This is a genomic window from Ruegeria sp. C2, from assembly GCF_056537765.1.
This window is the reverse complement of sequence record NZ_JBQFRZ010000006.1, coordinates 21,898-44,395: the sequence shown is the minus strand read 5'-3', so window position 1 is coordinate 44,395 and position 22,498 is coordinate 21,898. Positions and strand designations below refer to the sequence as shown.

Sequence of the window (22,498 nt, the reverse complement as noted above, 5' to 3'; positions counted from 1 at the left end):
CCGCACCTTTGACCTCAGGCGATTTCCTTGTTCTTGGCTGACGCGGGAACGGGGCCGCGCAGCTCTTCATAGTGATCGAATTGCAGTTTCACCCAGCCGGTGCCACGGGTGGCGCTGGCGAGGGTGCGATGCAGCTCATCCTCGGCAACAGCCGGAAGTTGGGCGTTGAAGATTTCCCAGCCCGACGCGTTCGGATTGCCCTCGAAGCCCAGCACCTGACCCTGCAGGGAACTGATCGTCGGGACCAGATCGCCGACGAAGGCCGACGGCAGATGAATCTCGGCGTTCAGGATCGGTTGCAGGACAACCGGTTTTGCTTCCGGCAACGCTTCACGTACGGCGTTCTTGCCTGCCGTGCGGAAGGCATAATCAGAGCTGTCCACGTTATGGTGTTTGCCGTCACTCAGCGTCACCTTGACGTCCACGACAGGGAACCCCTCGGGGCCTTCGACCAGAGCATCCTTGGCCCCATGCTCCACCGAAGGGATATAGTTCCGCGGTACAGCTCCGCCTTTAACCACTTCTTCGAACTGGAACCCAGATCCACGTGGCAGCGGTGCGATGGATATAACGACATCGGCAAATTGCCCCGCACCACCGGATTGTTTGCGATGGCGATGGCGATGATCGACCTTCGTGCGGATGGTTTCGCGATAGGCGGTTCCGGCGGCCTCGGCCTCGATCTCGATACCGAAATCTTCGGCCAGCTTGGCGCTTACGCGCCGCATATGCTGCGGACCTTGCGAGCCCAGAATGGAATGACCGCTCAACTCGTCCTGTTCCAGATGCAGGCCGGGATCGATCTCGACCAACCGGGTCAGCGCGTTCGATAGACGTACATCATCACGCTCATGCGCGGGCGAGACGACCTGACGGTGCGCGGCAGGATGCGATGAAGCCCACTCCGGCAGCGGCGTCGCAGCCGCGCTGTCATAGATGAAACCTGGGTTGAGATGGTCGGACTTCACGGCCAACCCGATCTGCCCGGCCTCAAGAGCACTGATCTGGGTCTTGGCGTCCAAGGTGGTCAGGTTTCCGACGGTTTCGCCACCCAGAGATTCGTGTGCTTTCACCCCGTCACCCAGACCGCGCAACACGGTGATCTTGCCGATATGCTTTTTCACATCCGCAAAGCCTGCGATGGCACGGGCGTTCTCTTCAGCCTCATCCCGGTCCGCCGCGATGTTGAATTCCGGGGCCTCGTGACGCAATGCCTTCATCAGCCGGGTCAGGCCATTGCCATGGCTGGCCGCGCCCAGACAGGCGGGGATCAGCTGGTGATTCTGCAAAACCTGCGCGGCCAGTTCGTAGACCTCTTCGCTGGGCGGCTGTTTATCCTCGATCAGCTGCTCCAGAAGGTTGTCGTCGAAATCCGACAGGGTCTCCAGCAGTTCGGTGCGCGCTTCCTGTTCGCGGTCTTCTACCGATTGCGGCAACTCGATCAGGGCCGAGGGCTGGCCTTCCTGATACTTCCACGCGCGTTCCGAGATCAGGTCGACGGCACCGATGATGGTGTCCCCGTCGCGGATCGGAACCTGCCGCAGAGCGATGTGATGAGTGCAATAGGTCTGTAGTGCCGCAACGATGTCACGGATGCGGCCATTCGGGCTGTCCATGCGGTTGATGAACAGGAAACAGGGGATACCCGCTTCTTCCACCAGCCTGAGATACGGGGCGCACAGGACGGCGGCATCCGGATCAGGTGGCACGACGACCACGGCCGCATCCGAGATGGCCATGGCGGGGCCGACATAGGCCAGCGCATCGCCGCCTCCGTCCACGTCCACCGCGCACCAGGGTTCGTCCAAATAAGAAAAACCGTGCAGATGCACGGTTCCGGCGATATCGAATGTTGTGGGCCGCCCGTCGAGGCGGCTGATCGCTTCGACCAAGGTGGTTTTGCCCGATTGGCTGGGGCCGAGGACGGTGAAAACGCGCATGGGTGCTGTCCCTCTTTCAGTTGCAACTTGGCTGCACGAAAAGGGTTGCCCGACGCGAATGCGTCGGTACGGGTCTGTCTGATACTCAGCCTGCCTCAGGCGGCGGAGAGGAGTGGCTCTCCACCCCTCAAGTGTGGAGAAAACCAGAGGCGGGCGTCAAGCCCCTCATGCAGCTTCGAAAGGAACCGATCAGTCGGCTGACCGGTCCAAAAGGATCAAATCGCCGAGCTGTGACCCGCCTTGCTCAGGTCATAGGCGTCAAAATTCCGCGCGATCATGCGAGTCAACGCGCGCGCCTCCTCCGGGATGAACAGGCCCTTGTCGGTGATCTGCAACAGGTTTTCAAAGGCCGCGTTGGCCGATTGGTACATCTGATGCAGCTCACTGGCCGAGATATCGTGATCGCGCAGGATCTCGGCGGTGTCGATTTGGAAATCGCACATCAAGGCTTCGATCAGACGAGAGCGCAGCACATCCTGCCCCTTGAACAGATGTCCGCGCGCGGTCGAAAACTGACCATCACGAATGGCTTTGGTATGGGCCGACGTGGCCGAGGCATTCTGGGCGTAACCTTGCGGGAAGCGCGAGATTGAGCTTGCACCCACGCCGACCAAAACCTCGGCCTGATCATCGGTATAGCCTTGGAAGTTGCGCTTCAGCCGACCGGCGTTCAGCGCTTTTGTCAGGCCATCATCCTGCGTGGCGAAATGGTCGATGCCGATCTCTGCATAATTGTCCCACAGGAACAGGCGACGGGCGGTTTCGAACAATTCCAGCCGTTGTTCGGGTGTTGGCAGCGCGTCAGAAGGGATCATCTGTTGCCGCTTGGCCATCCACGGAACATGCGCATACCCGTAGAGCGCAACGCGGTCAGGTGACAACGACAACAGCTTCTGCACGCTTTCTGTCATCCGTGCTTTGGTCTGGTGCGGCAGGCCATAGAGGATATCGGCGTTCAGGCTGGTGATGCCGCGCGCGCGGATCATGTCGACGGCATTGCGGGTCACGTCATAGCCCTGAATGCGCCCGATGGTTTTCTGGATTTCGTCGTCGAAATCCTGCACCCCAATCGAAGCGCGGTTCATGCCCGCCTCGGCCAGTGCGTCCAGACGCGCCTCATCAATCTCGTTTGGATCGATCTCGACCGAGAACTCGGCGTCCGGGCCCAAAGGAACCACGTCGAGAGTACGCGCCGCTAGGTCACGCATCAGGTCGGGGTTCAGCAGGGTCGGCGTACCGCCCCCCCAATGCAGGCGCGACAGTTTTACACCTTCGGGTAGACGTGCCGCCAGCAGATCAAGCTCGGCCTTCAACACATCCACATAGGCAATGACCGGATTATCAGTTTGGGTGCCTTGCGTGCGGCAGGCGCAAAACCAGCACAGCCTGCGGCAGAAGGGGACGTGGACATATAGCGAAATGGAGCTTCCCGGAGCGATCCCGGAAATCCATTCACTGTATAGGTCGGACCCCACGTCATTATTGAAATGGGGGGCGGTTGGATAGCTTGTATAACGCGGTACCTTCGCGTCAAAAAGTCCAAGCCGTGCCAATTGAGCTTTGATTGTCATGACGCTACGGGTATAACGGGGAGGGCTTGCATACTTTGACCGAGATCAAGTGGACGCGCGAATGAACGTAAAAGCCATGTTTGAACACGGAAGCTGCGAGGATTGCCCGATCAGGCATCGCGCAGTATGCGCCCATTGCGAAGCTGATGAGCTCGAAGAGCTTGAAAGCATTAAATATTATCGCAGCTTTGAGGCTGGACAGAATGTAATCTGGTCCGGCGACCCGATGAATTTCGTGGGGTCGGTCGTTTCCGGAATCGCTTCGTTGACGCAAACGATGGAAGACGGTCGCACGCAGATGGTCGGGCTGCTATTGCCCAGCGATTTTGTTGGCCGCCCGGGGCGCGAATCTGCGCCATATGATGTGATTGCAACCACCGATCTGGTCATGTGCTGCTTCCGCAAGAAGCCATTCGAAGAAATGATGACGACCACGCCGCACATCGCGCAGCGCTTGCTTGAGATGACGCTGGACGAACTGGATGCGGCGCGCGAATGGATGCTGGTACTGGGGCGCAAGACCGCGCGAGAGAAGATCGCCAGCCTACTTTCGATCATTGCCCGCCGGGATGCGTCGATCCACAAGTCCGGCATGACGGGGCCGATCGTGTTCGATCTGCCGCTGACTCGTGAGGCGATGGCGGATTATCTGGGTCTGACGCTGGAAACGGTGAGCCGCCAGATGTCTGCGCTGAAAAAGGATCAGGTGATCTTGCTGGAAGGCAAGCGCCACGTAACCATCCCCGATATGGGGCGCCTTATGGAAGAGGCCGGCGACGATACGGATGGCGGTTTTCTGGTCTGACGCCAGACCCTGTCGGCGCGACCCTCACAATATCAGGAGTGAGCTATGGTATTCAGTAGCCTGTTGGCGATGTTGTTCATCGGTGCGATTGCCGGTTGGCTATCCGGCAAGATCATGGAAGGTCGCGGCTTTGGTCTGATCGGGAATATTATCGTCGGGGTTGTCGGTGCGTTTCTGGCAGGAACGATCTTTCCCGCGCTGGGCTTTGGGGTCGGTGGCGGCCTGTTCTCTTCGATCTTCTTTGCGACTGTGGGGGCGGTGATCCTGCTGTTCCTCATAGGGTTGATCCGAAAAGCGTAAAACGCTCAAAGCCGCCCGGATCAGGGGCGGCTTTGCATCTTGTTTCGCAAGCGGATCAATGGGCCAGGAAGACCGGCACGTTGGATTGCTCGAGCATATTGCGGGTCGCTCCGCCCAGAATTGCCTCGCGGAAGCGGGAATGCCCATAGGCCCCCATCACGATCATGTCCGCCTCGGTATCCGCTGCGTGGCGGTTGAGGATGTCCGAGACGCGGGTCATGGTCTTGCTCAGCACATCGATCTCACATCTCACCCCGTGCCGTGCCAGCATCTGCGACAGTAGTCCGCCGGGGTCGGACCGGTCGGGCCCATGCCGGGGCGGATCAATGACGACAATACGCGTCAACTCGGCCTGTTTCAGGAAGGGCAGGGCGCAGCGGATTGCCCGCATGGCCTCGATGCTCTCATTCCAGCCGATCATCACGGTTCCCGGCGAAGCAAGCGGTTTTGAATCGTCCGGCACCAGCAGAACCGGGGCGTGGCCTTCGAACATGGCAGCCTCCACGATCGGTTCGGCCTCGGCGTCCCGGTCTTTGCCGTAGGGTCGTGGCAAAATCACCAGATCCGAGAAACGCGCACGTCGCGCAACATGGCGTCCGATATCGGCGATCTGCGCAACGCCATTCTCGGCAGACCAGCGGATGCCGGACTTGCCCAGATAGTCCTGAGCATAGGCGAGTATTTCATCGGCCTCGGCATTGGCGCGGCTCAGGGTTTCCTGCAAAATCAGCGCGTTGGCACCTGCGTAATAATAACCCGTCTGACTGCGGTCGACCCCAAGACACAGCGCCTCGGCATGGGCGTCCTGTGCCTCAGCCAGTGCTACCATCTGCGCCAGAGCAGATTGTGACAGCTTGGTTTCCGTCATGACCGTCAATAGGGATTTATATGCCATGTCGCCCTCGTGATTTCGGCGCGGCCATTGTGCGGTCCGCGCATCGGTTTCTTGAGGAAAACCTGTCACATTAAACAGGGGCTTGTCTTGACACAGATCAAAGCGGAAAACGTGGCCTCGCTGCATTACAGCATGCAGTCAAAAAGGTTTCGCGCGGCATGAAGAATCGCGCGGGGCATGGCAAAGGGACGCAATATGTCAAATTACATCAAGCTGATCGTGCTTGGGCTGGTCGTGGTGTTCGCCGCGATTGGGTCCAACTATGCACGCGATTTGGCGTATCAGGTGCATGCGATTCTGGTGATGTTGATCGCCGGTGGTTTGTTCATCTGGACGCTTAGAAAAACGGACGAGCCAGATATTCTCGTAGACCGCTCGGGCGAATACATGGATGACGTGATCCGCTATGGCGTGATCGCGACCGCCTTTTGGGGTGTGGTCGGGTTTCTGGCGGGAACCTTCATTGCGTTCCAGTTGGCCTTTCCGGCGCTGAACTTCGAATGGGCGCAGGGCTACGCCAACTTCGGCCGGTTGCGTCCGTTGCATACTTCGGCGGTGATCTTCGCCTTTGGCGGCAACGCGCTGATTGCAACTTCGTTCTACGTCGTACAGCGCACCAGCGCCGCGCGGCTTTGGGGCGGTAATCTGGCCTGGTTCGTGTTCTGGGGCTATCAGCTGTTCATCGTTCTGGCCGCCACCGGCTATCTGCTGGGCGGAACCCAGTCGAAAGAATATGCCGAGCCTGAATGGTACGTAGACCTGTGGCTGACCGTTGTCTGGGTCGCTTATCTGGCCGTCTACCTAGGCACGATCATCAAGCGGAAAGAGCCCCACATCTATGTGGCCAACTGGTTCTACCTCGCGTTCATCGTCACCGTCGCCATGCTGCACCTGGTCAACAACATGACCATCCCCGTCAGCATCTGGGGCTCGAAATCGGTTATCGTCTGGTCGGGCGTTCAGGACGCTATGATCCAGTGGTGGTACGGCCACAACGCCGTGGGCTTCTTCCTGACCGCGGGCTTCCTGGGCATGATGTACTACTTCATCCCGAAGCAGGCCGAGCGTCCGGTATTCTCGTACAAGCTGTCGATCATCCACTTCTGGGCGCTGATCTTCCTGTATATCTGGGCGGGTCCGCACCACCTGCACTATACCGCGCTGCCTGACTGGGCTTCGACGCTGGGTATGGTGTTCTCGATCATCCTGTGGATGCCTTCGTGGGGGGGTATGATCAACGGACTGATGACTCTGTCGGGTGCATGGGACAAGCTGCGCACCGATCCGATCATCCGTATGATGGTCATCTCGGTCGGCTTCTACGGTATGTCCACATTCGAAGGACCGATGATGTCGATCCGCGCTGTGAACTCGCTCAGCCACTATACTGACTGGACCATTGGTCACGTGCACTCGGGCGCGCTGGGCTGGAATGGCATGATCACCTTTGGTGCGCTGTACTTCCTGGTTCCCGTCCTGTGGAAGCGCGAGCGTCTGTACTCGCTGCAGATGGTCAGCTGGCACTTCTGGCTCGCCACCATTGGCATCGTGCTCTACGCCGCGTCGATGTGGGTCACCGGTATCATGGAAGGCCTGATGTGGCGCGAAGTGGATGCCAACGGCTTCCTGGTGAACTCGTTCGCTGACACCGTGGCCGCCAAGTTCCCGATGTACGTGGTGCGTGGTCTGGGTGGGGTTCTGTTCCTCGCTGGCGCAGTGATCATGTGCTACAACCTGTGGATGACTGTGCGGAAAGCGCCGGCCAAAGAGGCCAGCCTGACCGTCGCGGTCCCGGCTGAATAAGGAGGGCCGGAGCAATGGCAATTCTCGACAAACATAAGATCCTCGAGACCAACGCGACCCTCCTGCTGATCTTCAGCTTTCTGGTCGTAACCATCGGTGGCATCGTTCAGATCACCCCGCTGTTCTATCTTGAGAACACCATCGAGAAGGTGGAGGGCATGCGCCCTTACACCCCTCTCGAAATGGCCGGGCGTGAGATCTACATCCGCGAAGGCTGCTATGTCTGCCACAGCCAGATGATCCGCCCGATGCGGGATGAGGTCGAACGCTATGGTCACTACTCGCTGGCGGCTGAATCGATGTATGACCACCCCTTCCAGTGGGGCTCCAAGCGCACGGGGCCTGATCTGGCCCGTGTTGGTGGCCGCTACTCGGACCAGTGGCAAGTCGATCACCTGCGGGACCCGCAGTCTGTTGTGCCTGAATCGGTGATGCCCAAGTATGGCTTCCTCGAACACCGCAAGATCGACGGCAAGTATATCGGTGACATCATGGCGGCAAACGCTCTGGTCGGCACCCCATATACCGAAGAGATGCTGGAGAACGCGCAAGCCGACTTCCGCGCTCAGGCCGATCCGGACAGCGACTATGACGGTCTGCTGGAACGCTATGGCGACAAGGTCAACGTGCGTAACTTTGACGGCCAGCCTGAGCTGACCGAAGCGGACGCGCTGGTTGCCTATCTACAAATGCTGGGCACGTTGGTCGACTTCTCGACCTTCACGCCTGACGCAAACCGCTAAGGAGGGTGTGATGGAAGAATACACAATCCTCAGACAGTTTGCGGATAGCTGGATGTTGCTGCTGTTGTTCGCCTTTTTCCTGGGCATCGTGATCTGGGTTTTCCGCCCCGGTGCCAGCAAGGAATACAAGGACACGGCCAACATTCCGTTCCGGCATGAAGATAAACCCGCCACATCCAAGGAGGCGCGGCAATGAGCAAGACACCTGAAAAACAGCCGGGTGATCCGAATACAACCGGTCACAGCTGGGACGGTATCGAAGAGTTCGACAACCCGATGCCGCGCTGGTGGCTGTGGACCTTCTACGCCACCATCTTCTGGGGTGTGATCTATACGATCATGTATCCCGCATGGCCTCTGGTCCAATCGGCAACCGCCGGTGTGCTGGGCTGGTCCTCGCGCGAGCTGGTGCAGCAGGAAATGGTTGCCTTCGAAGAAGCGAATGCGCCGTGGAATGCGAAGCTGGTTGAAACTCCGCTCGAGGAGATCTCGGCCGATGCAGAGCTGCAGCAATACGCCGTGAATTCGGGCGGTGCCGTATTCCGCACATGGTGTGCGCAATGCCACGGCTCGGGTGCGCAAGGTGCGCCGGGTTTCCCGAACCTGCTGGACGATGCCTGGCTTTGGGGCGGTACGCTTGAGGATATCGAGTACACCATCGCCTATGGTATCCGGAATGAGGAAAGTGACGATGCGCGCTATTCCGAAATGCCGGCCTTTGGCGAGATCCTCGAGCATGACGAGATCACGCAGGTGGTTCAGTATGTCATGTCGCTGACCAACGCTCAGACCGACGATGCAGCAGCGCAGGCGGGCAAGGTTGTCTTTGAAGATAACTGCGCGGCTTGCCATGGCGAAGATGGCAAAGGCGATGTCTTCCAGGGCGCGCCGAACCTGACGGATGCGATCTGGCTTTACGGTGGTAGCGAAGAAGCGCTGACCGAGACGGTCACCAACAGCCGGTTCGGCGTCATGCCATCCTGGGAAAACCGCCTGACTGACGCGCAGATCCGTGCTGTATCGGCTTATGTCCACCAGCTGGGTGGCGGTCAGTAAGAGCTAAAAGAACACCTCCGGGCGGTTTCCCGCCCGAAGGCTGAGGCACCGGCTGTTCCATCTGTTCGCGCGTTTCCAGAACAGCCGGTGCCGAATTTTCCAAGAATAAGCCCTTGTTGTGTCTCGGTCCAGAACCGGGATTCAGGCTGGTTCAGCGATCGTCCAGATCTGTTGCGCGCGGATGTTCCTTCCACCAATGATGTTCGGGCAACCAACGCGCCTTGCGGCGGCTTGGTTTTGGTGTGTCCTGAATATGGGGCGTGTCGACCCGTGTCGCAGTCATGAAAGATCGGGCAAAAACGTTCAGCATGGCGTTTCTCCTAAGCGAAAAAGTTCCTGCCTAAAAGATTGACCTTTGGGGCGCCAAATGCGACTCAATAACCATTCCTCTGTGTAAGTGTGAATTACATATGGACTGGCTGAACCTTCCGCCGCTTGCTGCGCTCAGGGCCTTTGCGGCCTTTGCTGAGAAGCGTAATGTAGTCGATGCCGGTCTGGAGCTTAATGTCAGCCACGCTGCCATCAGCCAGCAGTTGCGTGCGCTGGAAAAGCACTTGGGCGTTGCGCTGCTCGACCGGTCCGGCAAGGCACTGACCTTAACCGGGGACGGAGAGCATCTGGCGCGTGCCTTGCATCTGGGCTTTGGCGCGATTGAGGCGGCGGTTGGTGATCTGGCCCGTTCGGGTCAGGACCGGCCGGTTCATGTCTCGCTGACCTCGTCCTTTGCCGCATCGTGGCTGATGCCGCGTCTGCCAAGTTTTCGCGCCACCCACCCGGAGGTCAATCTGATCCTCGATCCAACCTTCGAGGTGGTCGAGCTACGCCCAGGTGGGGTCGATGTCGCCATCCGCTATGGTGCCGGAGGCTGGCCGGGGGTGGATTGTGAGATGCTGCTGCAAACACCGATGGTTATCGTGGCCTCACCCACTCTGTTGGGGGGCAAAACGGACTGGTCGCCAGCCGAGCTTGCGCAACTGCCGTGGCTGGAAGAAATCGGCACGACAGAAGCAACAACATGGCTGACCGAACGCGGCGTTGGCCCCGAACGCGGTGCGGGGCGCACGCAACTCCCAGGTAATCTGCTGCTGGATGGCCTGAGGTCCGGACAAGGGGTCACGGTCACCGTGCGACAATTCGTCGAGACTGATATCGAGGCGGGCCGCATTGTCGAGCTTTATGCCGAACCCGATGCGCGCGGATATCATATTTTGACGCAAAAATCAGCACTTAGACCTTCGGTGAAGACGTTTATCAGCTGGCTGAAACGCGAGGCACGCAACGCGCGGTAACATTGGCGCGAAAAGATGTCTGTACGATGCGCGTTTTGACCCATGTCAAAGTCTCTCGTCCCGTGATCTGGAACAAGACACACTCAGAAAAGCCAGTTGTGGAGCCAGCCTGTGAGCGATTCCAACCCCACCCCCAGTCTCTATGCCGCCAGAGAGCCGATTTTCCCAAGGCGGGTGTCCGGCCCGTTCCGCAATCTCAAGTGGATCATCATGGCGGTGACGCTGGGCATCTACTATGTGACGCCGTGGATCAGATGGGACCGGGGTCCAAGCCTGCCGGATCAGGCGGTGCTGCTGGATCTGGCCAACCGGCGCTTTTACTTCTTCTGGATCGAAATCTGGCCGCATGAGTTCTACTTCGTCGCAGGCCTTCTGATCATGGCCGGGCTGGGACTGTTCCTGTTCACCTCGGCTCTGGGACGGGTCTGGTGCGGCTATGCCTGCCCGCAGACTGTATGGACCGATCTCTATATCTTGGTCGAGCGCTGGATCGAGGGGGATCGCAACGCGCGTCTGCGTCTGCATCGACAGAAGAAGCTGGATTTTCGCAAGGCACGATTGCGTCTGACGAAATGGGCGGTCTGGTTCCTGATCGGCCTCGCCACGGGCGGGGCTTGGGTGTTCTATTTCGCGGATGCGCCGACGTTGGCCCGCGATCTGGTGACCGGCAACGCACATCCTGTGGCTTACACGACCATGCTGATCCTTACCGCCACTACCTTCTTCTTCGGTGGCTTCGCGCGTGAGCAGATCTGTATCTATGCCTGCCCCTGGCCGCGGATTCAGGCGGCGATGATGGATGAGGATACTCTGGTCGTCGGATATCGCGAATGGCGGGGTGAGCCGCGTGGAAAGGGCAAACGCACTGCCGATTCTGATCTGGGTGATTGCATTGACTGCATGGCCTGCGTCAATGTCTGCCCTGTGGGGATCGATATACGGGACGGGCAGCAGCTGGAGTGTATCACCTGCGCTTTGTGTATCGATGCCTGTGATGACATGATGGCCAAGATCGGCAAACCGCGCGGCCTGATCGACTATATGGCGCTCAGCGATGAGGTGCACGAGCGCGAAGGTCAGCCGCCCAAGAACATCTGGAAACACATCCTGCGGCCCCGCACGATCCTTTATACGACCTTGTGGTCGCTGGTCGGCTTTGCCCTGCTCTTTGCGCTGTTTATCCGTTCGGATATCGACCTGACCGTTGCGCCGGTGCGGAACCCGACCTTCGTCACCTTGTCGGATGGCACGATCCGCAACACCTATGACGTGCGCCTGCGCAACAAGCATGGGGAAGAGAGGTCCTTCCAACTGACGCTGGCGGGCGATCCGTCGCTGCAGGTCGAAATTGAGGGCATCGAAGGGAATGCTGTCAATGTCGCAGCAGATACGGCACAATTGACGCGGGTCTACATTACTGCGGCTCAGGGCACCGGTCCGGCCGCTGTGGACAGCACTTCGGTCCGCATCTGGGTGGAAGATCTTGGAAGTGGCGAGCGGGCCTATAAAGACACCACGTTCAACGGACGAGGAAACTGAGAATGGCAAAGCGTCAATTTACCGGAAAGCATGCGCTTGCCGTGTTTGTTGCAGCCTTTGGTGTGATCATCGCGGTGAATCTTGTGCTGGCCTACAGTGCGGTGAAGACGTTTCCGGGACTTGAGGTCAAGAACTCCTATGTCGCCAGCCAGGAGTTCAACGAACGTCTCAAAGAACAGCAGGCGCTGGGCTGGGAGATCAAGGCCGAGGTGACCGGCGGATTGCTTGTGCTGCGCATCACCGATCAGACGGGTGCCCCCGTCGAGGTGGCTGAGCTGCAGGCGGTTGTTGGTCGTGCGACCCACGTGAAAGACGACTTCTCGCCGGATTTCACCTTTGATGGTCTGGCCTACGCGGCTCCCGCCGCACTGGGCAAGGGGAACTGGAATATCCGTCTGGTCGCCAAGGCCAAGGACGGTGCCGAATTCGCGCAGCGCGTGCCGCTGTATGTGAAAGGGTGATGGGATGACCGCACAGGCCCCAACCGGTACAGCGGCTTGTCCGGGCTGCCTCGCAGCCCCGGCCGAGCCAGCGCGTGCGGCGCCCAAGGACGCGCAGATCGCGCTGTCGCTACCGGGGATTCACTGCTCGGCCTGTATTGCGACGGTTGAGCGGGAATTGAACGCCCATCCCGGCGTCTTGGACGCGCGGGTCAACCTGACGCTCAAACGCGCCATGATCAAAGCCGCTCCGGACATGCGTGCCGTCGACCTGATCCCGGTGCTGGAACGCGCGGGCTATGAAGCGCATGAGCTTGACCCCGGAGCGTTGTCGGCCACGCAATCTGACAAGGCAGGTCGTGATCTGCTGATGCGGCTGGCCGTGGCCGGGTTTGCGTCGATGAACGTGATGCTGCTGTCGGTGTCGGTTTGGTCCGGCGCAAGTGATGCGACTCGGGACATGTTCCACTGGATTTCGGCGGCCATTGCGTTGCCTGCGATTGCATTCTCGGCCCAGCCATTCTTTGCCAACGCCTGGAGCGCCCTGCGTGTGCGTCGCCTGAACATGGACGTGCCGATCGTGCTGGCCATCCTGCTGGCGCTGGTCACTTCGCTCTGGGAAACCGCGCTTAGCGGCAAGCACGCCTATTTTGACGCCGCCCTGACGCTGACCTTCTTTCTGCTCGCCGGGCGGTATCTGGATTACCGCACCCGCGCCGTTGCCCGCTCCGCGGCTGAAGAACTGACCGCGTTGGAGGTGCCACGCGCCACCCGTCTGGTGGATGGCGCTGAGGAAGAGATCGCAGTTTCCTCTCTGAATGTCGGCGACCTGATCCTTGTCCGGCCCGGCGGTCGGATGCCAGTGGATGGAGAGATTGTCTCGGGTCAGTCCGAACTCGACCGCTCCCTGCTGACCGGGGAAACCCTCCCTGTATTCGCGCAGGAAGGGCTGGCGGTCAGCGCTGGTGAGGTCAACCTGACCGGACCTCTGACCATCCGTGCGACGGCGGTGGGTGAGGATACTTCGCTGCATCGGATGGCCGATCTGGTGGCCATCGCTGAATCGGGTCGGTCGCGGTACACGTCGCTGGCTGACAAGGCGGCCAAGCTATACGCGCCGGGTGTGCACATCCTGTCGGCGCTCAGCTTTCTGGGCTGGTACATCTATTCCGGCGATGTCCGTACGGCGCTGAACATCGCGGCAGCGGTTCTGATCATCACCTGCCCCTGTGCGCTTGGCCTTGCGGTTCCGGCGGTGACAACTGCCGCCTCCGGTCGGCTGTTCCGCAGCGGGATGCTGATCAAACATGCCACGGCGCTGGAGCGTTTGGCCGAGGTTGATACGGTTGTGTTTGACAAAACCGGCACGCTGACCTCGGGTACACCCGAGCTGACCAATCTGGGCGACCATTCCCGTGCCGATCTGGAAGTGGCTCTGGCACTGGCCGAGGCCTCCTCGCATCCCTTGTCGCTTGCGCTCGCTAAAGCAGCACGTGAGGCCGGGATCAAACCCGCCACCCTGCGCGATGTGGTCGAAGTGCCGGGCTATGGCACCGAGGGCCTCTATCGGGATCAGCGTGTCAGGTTGGGCCGCGCCGCCTGGGTCGGTGGCGAGGACGGGGCGCAGACTTCTGCATGGCTGGCCATCGGATCGCACACGCCCCAGCGTTTTACATTCACGGACAGCCTGCGCGCTGGTGCGGCTGAGGCCGTCGCCGCCTTCCGCAAAGCGGGCAAAGAGGTCATCCTGATCTCGGGCGACACCAAAGGGGCTGTTGAGGCGCTGGCAGATAAACTGGGCATCGAAACCTGGATTGCCCAAGCCTTGCCCGAGGACAAAGCCGCCAAGGTGCAAGCGTTGAGCGATCAGGGCCATCGCGTCCTGATGGTGGGCGATGGGTTGAACGATACGGCAGCGCTTGCGGCGGCACATGTCTCGATCTCTCCCGCCTCAGCACTGGACGCGGCGCGGGTGGCGTCGGATATCGTGCTGCTGGGCAATGACCTGTCACCGATCTCGGATGCCTGCGATACGGCCATCAAGGCGACCAAACGGATTCGCGAGAACTTCCGCATCGCTACCGTCTACAATGTGATCGCGGTGCCTCTGGCCGTTGTGGGCCTCGCAACACCGTTGATCGCGGCGCTGGCGATGTCGACCTCGTCGATCACTGTGTCCCTGAATGCATTGCGGCTAAGGTAATACGATGGAAGTTCTGGCCTATCTCATTCCGATTTCACTGCTTTTGGGCGGTGTTGGGCTGGTTGCGTTCATCTATACGGTCCGGTCCAACCAGTATGACGACCCCGAGGGCGACTCGCGCCGCATCCTAAGCGACGAATGGGACGACAAGCCCAAGCCCTGACCGCCCTTGAAATTGCCGCAATGCCCGGTTATGTCCGGCCCATCCGCTAGCAGAGAGATACGCCTCATGGCCACCACAAACCCGATCCAGTTCATTCAGCAGGTCCGTGCCGAAGTCGCAAAGGTCGTCTGGCCGACGCGCCGCGAGGTTCTGTTGACCACGGTCATGGTGTTCATCATGGCGGCGCTGACGGCTGTGTTCTTTGCATTGGTCGATCTGGGCATTCGCGGCGGGTTGCAACTGATCCTCGGCGCGTTCGGCTAAGGCGGTTGGGGCGGGCGTAAACGCGACTGCCCCCTTGCACAGCGTGCGCTGTCAGAGTAGGTGACATGACTATTCGGAATGGGCGTGCGGCGAATCGGGCTGCGCGCCGCTTTTTATTCCGGGTGACGCATTTGGATTTTAACGAGGGGTGCGCTCAGCCGCGGCCCGAAGGCAAACAAGGACGACAGGTTCATGGCGAAACGGTGGTACTCGGTCAGCGTTCTTTCGAATTTCGAAAAGAAGATCGCAGAGCAGATCCGCACGTCGGTGGCTGAACAGGGCCTTGAGGACGATATCGACGAAGTTCTGGTGCCCACCGAAGAGGTGATCGAAGTGCGCCGGGGCAAGAAAGTCACCACCGAGCGCCGCTTCATGCCGGGCTACGTGCTGGTGCATATGGAAATGTCGGATCAGGGCTATCACCTGATCAATTCGATCAACCGCGTTACCGGCTTCCTGGGTCCGCAAGGCCGCCCGATGCCGATGCGTGACGCCGAAGTGAACCAGATCCTCAACCGCGTTCAGGAAGGTGAAGAAGCGCCGAAGCTGATGATCACCTTCGAGGTCGGCGAGAAGGTCAAGGTCAACGACGGCCCGTTCGAGGATTTCGACGGCATGGTCGAAGGCGTGGACGACGAGAACCAGAAGCTGAAGGTTTCGGTTTCGATCTTCGGTCGGGAAACCCCGGTCGAGCTGGACTTCACGCAGGTTACGAAGCAGAGCTAAAAGGCACCTTGGTGAGTTTTGGAACGCCGTGATGCACTGAGCATCGCGGCGTTTTTCATGCTAGTCGCTCAAGTTAAAATGTGGGGTTTGCTATCGTGTGATGATGAGCAGTGTCGACGAATTCTGATTTGACACTTCGATAGCTCCATTACCGAAGTCTGATGATTTTAGCGCGAACAGCCGCCGCGAGAAGTATCAGAACTAAAAGTTGAAACAACGGATGCGACAGGTAGAAACCCTTAGGCGTGTAAGGCGAAAAAAATCCGTGCTCAGGCCAATAGGAATCCCAGCTAAAGAAGCGAACGATCCCATATGAAGAGAGCATGGAAACCACGACTAGCCAGACAGCAGCACCCGAACGTAGCCAAAGAGCCAGTGCGATACCAATTGGCATTGCGAGGCTTCCGATTTTGAACAGGGTTTGATTTGCATTTAGCTCTCTTGACGACACGACTGTCCACAATACACGGGAAATCAGCTCACTTGTTGGGTTCAGAGCCAAAATGGTGAACCAAGCCGTCAAAATCCAATAGATCGCTTCAAACCTCACTGATCGCTTCACAGACAAGGTTGAGGATTGGAGATCTTGTATGATCCTGCGATTGATCCGTATCTGTATTATGCAAAAAATTGAAATAAAACCGAGTGCGAACCATACCCACTGTATCCATTCGGAGGCGATCCAATCAAATCCTGAGTAATAGTCGTACCTTAATACAACCAGCTGCCGACCAGATCCGGCAAAAATTGGGGGAGTCATGACGCTAATTGCGAGTAAGCCAAACAAAGGCGGAGCCAAGCGACTGTCTTTCGCAAAGGTGTAGACGAACGCGATAGCGAGTATAAACAAAAGGAATGACACCAGTAAGGTGTGCTGCACATGTACGCTAACACCGATACCGTATTCCAAAACTACCTGTGATTGGCGCCAGAAGGACCATATTGAAAGGCTTCCAACCCAGATTGCCAAGACGTTGGGAAAAATCGAGTAAAATTCGTCGTTCATCGAACTGCTCATTGAATTTTAGGATTACTTCTCAAAACTCATATGCGTCGAAAAATAACAAATTAGAAACTGCAATTATAAGGTATTGTCTCGCTGGAAGGCACAACCAAGAATAGTACTAATTTGATTGTCGTTGGACATCTGTTGTTTCAGCGTCGCACTGACCCGCACGGCATCAAAACTGGTGTTTTGTACGATCCTCGCGCCCGAAACGGCCCTTGCATTGTGCTAAGCATGATTGAACGTACAGCGCCTGGCGTGATAGGGTAGGGCTCTTAATCAGAGTTGCAGATTGTAGCAACGCCCACCTGCCAACCCCCGCATTCCTCAACAAACGCCGCCACGATTGTCTTCGGGCGAGAATCTCACGTGGAAGATCGTTGTGATCGCGATCCTAGTTCGAACCAAATGAGATAAACCGGGTAGGACGCATCCGAAACAGCTGCGGCAATCGCTTGAGAAGCACTGTTCCAGTTGGATTTCGCTCAGCATGCCGCGCTGAACTGAGAAAACGCGCCGCGAAATCTGAAAACGCCGCAGTGCATTGGGCGCTGCGGCGTTCATTGTGTCAGACTTACCTTGGTCGATTTGGATTAGTGAGTCGGCCTCACTGCGACTGAACCATAGCCGCGCGCAAGAGCTGTGGGCGGTCTGTCTGGGACGGCAGGAACACAGCCTGTGATCCGGCGTCCAGCGCCGACAGGCTCGCATCATACCATTGCATTGCAAGGTCGCGGCGCTCCTGCACTCCGAAGCCCTCGCGCAGATGGTGGCCGATCAGCTCTCCATAGGCGGGCTCACCCATCGCGACAAGCATCAGCGCAGAACCAACTGCGGCGTCCATGTTGTCCTGACGGTAGCCCATTGCCAGGCAAACCTTGCTTGTTGCGGCAAGATCTGCGGGGCTCAGCCCTGAATCTAACGCCAGCTTGCGAACCTGGGTTTCAGCCTCTGCTTTTGGGCTAAGCGACAGGGCATCAACTTGCGATGCCAACATCTCACCATACGAGTCGCATTGCGCGCTGATCTGATCTGGGGTCAGCCCCTGGATGTCCTGCATCAGGTCCTCACCACGCGCCATTGCATAGCTGCGTGCCAGACAGAACTGCTCGCTAAGCGCAAAGTCAGGATCGGTCATGTTGGACAGGGTCGTATAACCGCCATTGGTCGATGTCTGCAGCATCACCCCACTGCAACGATTGGCGAGCGAGGGGCCCCCGGTGCCGCCGGAAAACAGGCTCGGCAGACTACTGGATGCGGTTTCAGTTGGCGCGGGTGCAGGGGTGGCTTCTGGCTGTGGTGCCGCGGCCGTCTGGGGCTGTGTCACAATCGGGATGGCCGGGGCCGGTACGGGTGCTTGCGGAGCGGCAGTCAGCGTTGATCCCGTTTGTAGCTGCCGACGATACTCCATCAACAGCGGCTGCCCTGCAAGTCGGGTCGAGGCCTGTCCACCGCTGGTCGCCCAGTAGTAGGCCTGCATCAGGAAGTCACGCTGATAGGGCTGGAAATCATGGCCGTTCACAGGATAGCCCATCGAGACTTGATAGCGTTCGATCGCCGAGCGTGTGCCACGCCCGACCTGACCATCGACCCTGCCGGCATTGTATCCGAAGTAATTGAGCGCGGTCTGGGTCTGCGCGCCTTGCGTGGTCGATGGGATGCCCGGCCGATAGGTCCGGGTGGTTCTCGTCCGGGCGTTTTGTTTCTTCTGCTGCTCTCGACCGATCGCGTATCCGATGACACCACCAACAACAGCGCCGCCCAGGATTTCACCTGCGTCTGCGCGTGCAGTCTGAGGTGTGGTTGTCGCAAAAGAAATCACGATGCCCAGTGTTATTATTAAACGAATAATCATAGTTAACCTCCACTAACCAATCTATTTTCAAAGACTATAGCACAGCCACAAGTGTTAATGTGAGACAAAGGCCAAGACCAGCTCAACTCACCGACTTATCCAAGTATTTCCGGGCCTTGCCGGGTTGTCCGCAGCTTGCATTTCCTTGTCTTTTGCGCTCTGCTGTCGGCGAGCTGGATAGAATCCGCCAGGGCTCGATTCGATTGCGTGACATTCGAGTGGGCCAGCCCCTTGCCAACCCCCGGATTCCCCTTTAAATGCCGCCTCTATCGTCTTCGGGCGAGATTCTCTCGTGGGAGATTGCCGGGATCGCGATCCCGCATCGGACCACGCAACATAATCTGGGTGAGACGCGTCTCATCTAAGTTGAAAGGAAAACCAAATGGCCAAGAAGCTTGCTGGTACAATGAAGCTGCAGGTTCCTGCAGGTCAGGCGAACCCGTCGCCGCCAGTTGGTCCGGCGCTGGGTCAGCGCGGCATCAACATCATGGAATTCTGCAAAGCGTTCAACGCCAAGACCGCAGACATGGAGCAAGGCGCACCTTGCCCGACCGTGATCACCTATTATCAGGACAAGTCCTTCACCATGGACATCAAGACGCCGCCCGCGTCTTACTACCTGAAAAAAGCGGCAGGCCTGAAGCCGGTTGGCAAGCGTAACCGTCCCCGTGGCGCGGAAAACCCTGGTCGTGAGACCGTGGCAACCGTGACTTCGAAGCAGGTTCGTGAAATCGCCGAAGCCAAAATGAAAGATCTGAACGCCAACGACGTCGAAGGCGCAATGCAGATCATCCTGGGCTCGGCCCGCTCTATGGGCATCGAGGTGAAGTAAGATGGCAAAACTCGGTAAACGTACCCGCGCTGCGCGCGAAGCTGTCGCTGGCAAGGAAAACCTGTCGGTAGACGAAGCAGTTGCCCTGGTCAAAGCCAACGCAACCTCGAAATTCGACGAGACCATCGAGATCGCTCTGAACCTGGGCGTTGACACCCGTCACGCAGACCAGATGGTTCGCGGCGTTGTCGGCCTGCCGAACGGCACCGGCAAAGCGATGCGCGTTGCTGTGTTCGCCCGTGGCCCCAAGGCTGACGAAGCGAAAGACGCTGGCGCGGATATCGTCGGTGCAGAAGACCTGATGGAAACCATTCAGGGCGGCACCATCGAATTCGATCGCTGCATCGCAACCCCGGACATGATGCCGATCGTCGGTCGTCTGGGTAAGGTTCTGGGCCCCCGCAACCTGATGCCGAACCCGAAGGTCGGCACCGTGACCATGGACGTGAAAGCGGCCGTGGAAGCAGCCAAAGGTGGTGAAGTTCAGTTCAAGGCGGAAAAAGGCGGCGTCGTGCATGCCGGTGTTGGCAAAGCGTCGTTTGACGAAGCCAAGCTGGCCGAAAACGTCCGCGCTTTCGTCTCGGCCGTGGCCAAGGCCAAGCCGTCGGGCGCCAAAGGCACCTACATGAAGAAAATCGCGCTGAGCTCAACCATGGGCCCTGGCGTGACCGTCGATGTTGCGGAAGCATCCGGCGAATAAGCCCGAGCGCAGAACTACAAAGAATTGGTCCCGAGTGGTGTGAACTGCCCGGGACTTTTTCTTATCTTCGATCAAAAGCCATCATCGCTCGGACCAACTCGTCGAAACAACACTGGGTCTCGTTAGTTGCCATTAGACAAACAAGCTAACTGAACCCATGTCGTCAGTAATCCGATCGCTAATCCCAGATTGGCTATTCAACGGATTCCCACTTCATCTCGTTCATCAGCACCTTTGGATGTGAGACCAGCATATGCCAGACCACAGCCTGAAAGCTCTCTACCTGAGCGGTGACATCCCCCAAACTCGGGATTACCAGAACGGCATCACCCACCTCGGCTGCATACCCGCCGTCTCGACCGACAACGCCCATGACCGAAGCGCCTACGTCCTTGGCAAGTTGCATGGCTTCAACAAGGTTCATAGAGATATTCTTTTCCTTGCTACCGCCGCCTACGGAGAACACAAAAACAGCGTCCTCTTTGCGAATTCGGCTGACTTTGAGCCAGTTGGCGTAAGAACTGTCCCAGCCGTCATCGTTAATCCGTGCCGTTAGCTCGGAAACATTATCGGTTGGCGTATAGCATTCGATTCCAGCAATCTTTCGGAAATCGTTGACCGCGTGACTGGCATGACCTGCGCCACCACCCGAGCCGACAAAAAACAACCGCCCGCCACGCGCACGCACCTGCACAATCAGATCGACCATGTCAGCGCAGGTCTTTCGATCAAGCGTTGCGATGATGTCGGAGGCATTCTTAAAAAATTCGTCAATTGCGTCCATGAAACAGTCCTTTCTGCTATGTGATCGTGTCGAGGGCGATATCTACGGCCCCCAACAACGTGTCCGCGTGGTGGTCAGCCTCGACCCCGTTATTGTAAGAGGTATGAATCAGAATAGTGATCATTCCGGCGGCAGTTCCCGCCAGCATATCCTTGGCAGTATCACCGATCAAAACACTGCGACCCAGGTCGATCTGCCATTTGTCTGCTAGGGCAAGAAAAGCACCGGGTTTCGGCTTTCGGCAATTGCAATTGTCCGCGTCATCATGGGTACAGCAATATATCTGATCGGGGGCAAGCACGGCCTCGATCCTTGCGTTCATCTCGCCCAAGGTATCTTCGGTCAGTTTCCCGCGGGCAACATCGGGTTGATTGCTGACAACGAGCACTGGGAATTCACGTGAATGCAACCGGTCTGCGACCTTGGACAACCCATCGGAGAGCCGAAAGTCGTCTAGGGTGCGCGGCGAATACCAACCACCATCACGCGAGACGACTTCGTTCAGAACGCCATCGCGATCGAAGAACAACGCCGGTCGTTTCACGAAACCTTCTCCAGCCGTACCGGAATGTCTGTCTCGGATGACTCATATATCGCTTTCAAAGTTCGCATGACGCCGACACCTTCAGCGGAATCCCCCCAGATTGGATTTCCCGTTTGGATTCCCGACAGGAAATCCTGCCATTCCAAATCCCAACTTTCGTCAGCACCTTCATACGAAAGGGTTTCCATATCCGGTACACCACCTTCAGGCCTGCGGATCGCTTGAGTCAGCGTCTCAGTCCCATAGCTGCGCCCCAACCCTTCGATCACAAGGGATCCCAAAGTGCCAAAAACCTCGAAAGAGAACAGGTTCTTCCATTGCGTCCAGGCGGTGTGAAAACTGGCAATCCGCCCGTCCTGCCATCGCAAAAGGGCAAAACCATTGTCTTCGAGGTCGCCCAAAGGCCAAACTGCGGTCTGAAGGCATCCGTAGGCCGAGTTTGGCTCTGCCTTCATGAACCAGTGAATCAAGTCGATGATATGGACGCCTTGATCCGTCAACTCTCCGCCACCAGCCATTTCACGATTTCCGCGCCATTCCTTTTCGTAGCCTGGACGCCCACCATGGCCATAGCGGGCGCGAATATGGATAATGTCGCCGATCACTCCGTCAGTCATCCTGCGATGTGCCTCGGTCAGGGCAGGGTGATAGCGATGGTTGAACCCGATCTTCAGTCGCCGTCCAGTGGCCTCAGCCGCTTTCTGCATTGCAAGCGCCTCGGACAGGTTTCTGCCCATCGGCTTTTCCACCAGCACATGACACCCGGCTTCCAGCGCTGCCACGGAGATCTCGGCCAGCCCCGCATTGGGTGTTGCCACGCAAACAATATCTACGCCCGGCGCTGCGATGGCGTCGCGCCAATCCGTGAATGCTTTGGCGCGGTGTTCGGCGGCCAGTTCCTGAGCGGTCGTTTCGAAAACATCCGCAACGGCCACAAGTCGCGTTTTAGGATGTCGCGCGGCCACGTCCGCCCGACGTTTGCCGATCAGACCACATCCGATGACTGCTACGCCTAAGGTTCCATCCAGTTCCGCCATGTC

General features: G+C 58.3%; 24 protein-coding genes. 15 read left to right on the top strand and 9 right to left on the bottom strand.

Features of this window, described 5'->3' with window-relative positions:
• Positions 1-14 precede the first annotated feature (14 nt).
• Entirely contained in the window at positions 15-1,940 is a 1,926-nt protein-coding gene (locus ACR0IV_RS16480; protein ID WP_480659735.1) for an elongation factor G, read from the bottom strand.
• A gap of 215 nt (positions 1,941-2,155) precedes the next feature.
• Positions 2,156-3,511, bottom strand: coding sequence for an oxygen-independent coproporphyrinogen III oxidase (gene hemN, locus ACR0IV_RS16475; RefSeq protein ID WP_480659734.1), 1,356 nt, complete (start codon positions 3,509-3,511; stop codon positions 2,156-2,158).
• Positions 3,512-3,572: 61 nt separating this feature from the next.
• Between hemN and fnrL the strand changes: the two genes are divergently transcribed.
• Positions 3,573-4,316: a transcriptional regulator FnrL gene (fnrL, locus tag ACR0IV_RS16470; protein WP_480471797.1), complete on the top strand. Its 744-nt coding sequence runs from the start codon at positions 3,573-3,575 to the stop codon at positions 4,314-4,316.
• 45 nt (positions 4,317-4,361) lie between these two features.
• Complete coding sequence (locus ACR0IV_RS16465; protein WP_480471798.1) at positions 4,362-4,616, top strand: GlsB/YeaQ/YmgE family stress response membrane protein; 255 nt, start codon at positions 4,362-4,364, stop codon at positions 4,614-4,616.
• A gap of 55 nt (positions 4,617-4,671) precedes the next feature.
• On the opposite strand, the gene ACR0IV_RS16460 is transcribed toward ACR0IV_RS16465, so the two are convergent.
• Entirely contained in the window at positions 4,672-5,511 is an 840-nt protein-coding gene (locus ACR0IV_RS16460; RefSeq protein WP_480471799.1) for a universal stress protein, read from the bottom strand.
• Between the two features lie 195 nt (positions 5,512-5,706).
• Here ACR0IV_RS16460 and ccoN point away from each other — a divergent pair, with 195 nt between their 5' ends.
• The 4 genes from ccoN to ccoP are packed head-to-tail and all read left to right on the top strand — an operon-like array spanning position 5,707 to position 9,113.
• Complete coding sequence (gene ccoN, locus ACR0IV_RS16455; RefSeq protein ID WP_480659865.1) at positions 5,707-7,314, top strand: cytochrome-c oxidase, cbb3-type subunit I; 1,608 nt, start codon at positions 5,707-5,709, stop codon at positions 7,312-7,314.
• Between the two features lie 14 nt (positions 7,315-7,328).
• On the top strand, positions 7,329-8,057 hold the full coding sequence (gene ccoO, locus ACR0IV_RS16450) for a cytochrome-c oxidase, cbb3-type subunit II (protein ID WP_480471801.1): 729 nt from the start codon (positions 7,329-7,331) through the stop codon (positions 8,055-8,057).
• Between the two features lie 10 nt (positions 8,058-8,067).
• On the top strand, positions 8,068-8,253 hold the full coding sequence (locus ACR0IV_RS16445; protein WP_480471802.1) for a cbb3-type cytochrome c oxidase subunit 3: 186 nt from the start codon (positions 8,068-8,070) through the stop codon (positions 8,251-8,253).
• Positions 8,250-9,113, top strand: a complete 864-nt coding sequence (ccoP, locus tag ACR0IV_RS16440; RefSeq protein ID WP_480471803.1) for a cytochrome-c oxidase, cbb3-type subunit III — start codon at positions 8,250-8,252, stop codon at positions 9,111-9,113. Before ACR0IV_RS16445 ends, ccoP begins: the two co-directional genes overlap by 4 nt.
• A 151-nt stretch (positions 9,114-9,264) precedes the next feature.
• On the opposite strand, the gene ACR0IV_RS16435 is transcribed toward ccoP, so the two are convergent.
• Entirely contained in the window at positions 9,265-9,423 is a 159-nt protein-coding gene (locus tag ACR0IV_RS16435) for a hypothetical protein (RefSeq protein ID WP_480471804.1), read from the bottom strand.
• A 100-nt stretch (positions 9,424-9,523) separates the two neighbouring features.
• Here ACR0IV_RS16435 and ACR0IV_RS16430 point away from each other — a divergent pair, with 100 nt between their 5' ends.
• From ACR0IV_RS16430 to nusG, 7 genes are all read left to right on the top strand, one after another.
• Positions 9,524-10,402: a LysR family transcriptional regulator gene (locus ACR0IV_RS16430; RefSeq protein ID WP_480659733.1), complete on the top strand. Its 879-nt coding sequence runs from the start codon at positions 9,524-9,526 to the stop codon at positions 10,400-10,402.
• A gap of 111 nt (positions 10,403-10,513) precedes the next feature.
• Complete coding sequence (gene ccoG, locus ACR0IV_RS16425; RefSeq protein WP_480471806.1) at positions 10,514-11,941, top strand: cytochrome c oxidase accessory protein CcoG; 1,428 nt, start codon at positions 10,514-10,516, stop codon at positions 11,939-11,941.
• Between the two features lie 2 nt (positions 11,942-11,943).
• Positions 11,944-12,402 (top strand): FixH family protein, encoded by a 459-nt coding sequence (locus ACR0IV_RS16420; protein ID WP_480471807.1) that lies wholly within the window; start codon positions 11,944-11,946, stop codon positions 12,400-12,402.
• Positions 12,403-12,406: 4 nt separating this feature from the next.
• Entirely contained in the window at positions 12,407-14,584 is a 2,178-nt protein-coding gene (locus tag ACR0IV_RS16415; RefSeq protein ID WP_480471808.1) for a heavy metal translocating P-type ATPase, read from the top strand.
• A 4-nt stretch (positions 14,585-14,588) separates the two neighbouring features.
• Complete coding sequence (gene ccoS, locus ACR0IV_RS16410; protein ID WP_424831576.1) at positions 14,589-14,747, top strand: cbb3-type cytochrome oxidase assembly protein CcoS; 159 nt, start codon at positions 14,589-14,591, stop codon at positions 14,745-14,747.
• A gap of 66 nt (positions 14,748-14,813) precedes the next feature.
• Positions 14,814-15,011 carry a preprotein translocase subunit SecE gene (gene secE / locus ACR0IV_RS16405; protein WP_171124314.1) on the top strand — a complete coding sequence of 66 codons (198 nt, stop codon included), beginning with the start codon at positions 14,814-14,816 and terminating at the stop codon, positions 15,009-15,011.
• Between the two features lie 192 nt (positions 15,012-15,203).
• The gene (nusG, locus tag ACR0IV_RS16400; RefSeq protein WP_039539910.1) at positions 15,204-15,737 is read left to right on the top strand and encodes a transcription termination/antitermination protein NusG; all 534 of its coding nucleotides are present in this window, start codon (positions 15,204-15,206) and stop codon (positions 15,735-15,737) included.
• A gap of 148 nt (positions 15,738-15,885) precedes the next feature.
• Here the strand turns inward: nusG and ACR0IV_RS16395 are convergent, their stop codons facing one another.
• A complete protein-coding gene (locus ACR0IV_RS16395) occupies positions 15,886-16,743 on the bottom strand; it encodes a hypothetical protein (RefSeq protein WP_480659732.1) in 858 nt (285 codons plus the stop codon).
• 607 nt (positions 16,744-17,350) lie between these two features.
• The gene (locus ACR0IV_RS16390) at positions 17,351-18,598 is read right to left on the bottom strand and encodes a peptidoglycan-binding domain-containing protein (protein WP_480659731.1); all 1,248 of its coding nucleotides are present in this window, start codon (positions 18,596-18,598) and stop codon (positions 17,351-17,353) included.
• Between the two features lie 382 nt (positions 18,599-18,980).
• Between ACR0IV_RS16390 and rplK the strand changes: the two genes are divergently transcribed.
• On the top strand, positions 18,981-19,430 hold the full coding sequence (rplK, locus tag ACR0IV_RS16385) for a 50S ribosomal protein L11 (protein WP_037314971.1): 450 nt from the start codon (positions 18,981-18,983) through the stop codon (positions 19,428-19,430).
• A gap of 1 nt (position 19,431) precedes the next feature.
• Entirely contained in the window at positions 19,432-20,130 is a 699-nt protein-coding gene (rplA, locus tag ACR0IV_RS16380; RefSeq protein ID WP_480659730.1) for a 50S ribosomal protein L1, read from the top strand.
• Positions 20,131-20,323: 193 nt separating this feature from the next.
• Here the strand turns inward: rplA and ACR0IV_RS16375 are convergent, their stop codons facing one another.
• From ACR0IV_RS16375 to ACR0IV_RS16365, 3 genes are read right to left on the bottom strand one after another with little or no spacing between them, the layout of a single operon-like run.
• The gene (locus ACR0IV_RS16375) at positions 20,324-20,914 is read right to left on the bottom strand and encodes an SIS domain-containing protein (protein WP_480471811.1); all 591 of its coding nucleotides are present in this window, start codon (positions 20,912-20,914) and stop codon (positions 20,324-20,326) included.
• Between the two features lie 16 nt (positions 20,915-20,930).
• Positions 20,931-21,458: a D-glycero-alpha-D-manno-heptose-1,7-bisphosphate 7-phosphatase gene (locus tag ACR0IV_RS16370; RefSeq protein WP_480659729.1), complete on the bottom strand. Its 528-nt coding sequence runs from the start codon at positions 21,456-21,458 to the stop codon at positions 20,931-20,933.
• A complete protein-coding gene (locus ACR0IV_RS16365; protein WP_480659728.1) occupies positions 21,455-22,495 on the bottom strand; it encodes a Gfo/Idh/MocA family protein in 1,041 nt (346 codons plus the stop codon). Before ACR0IV_RS16365 ends, ACR0IV_RS16370 begins: the two co-directional genes overlap by 4 nt.
• Positions 22,496-22,498: the final 3 nt, after the last annotated feature.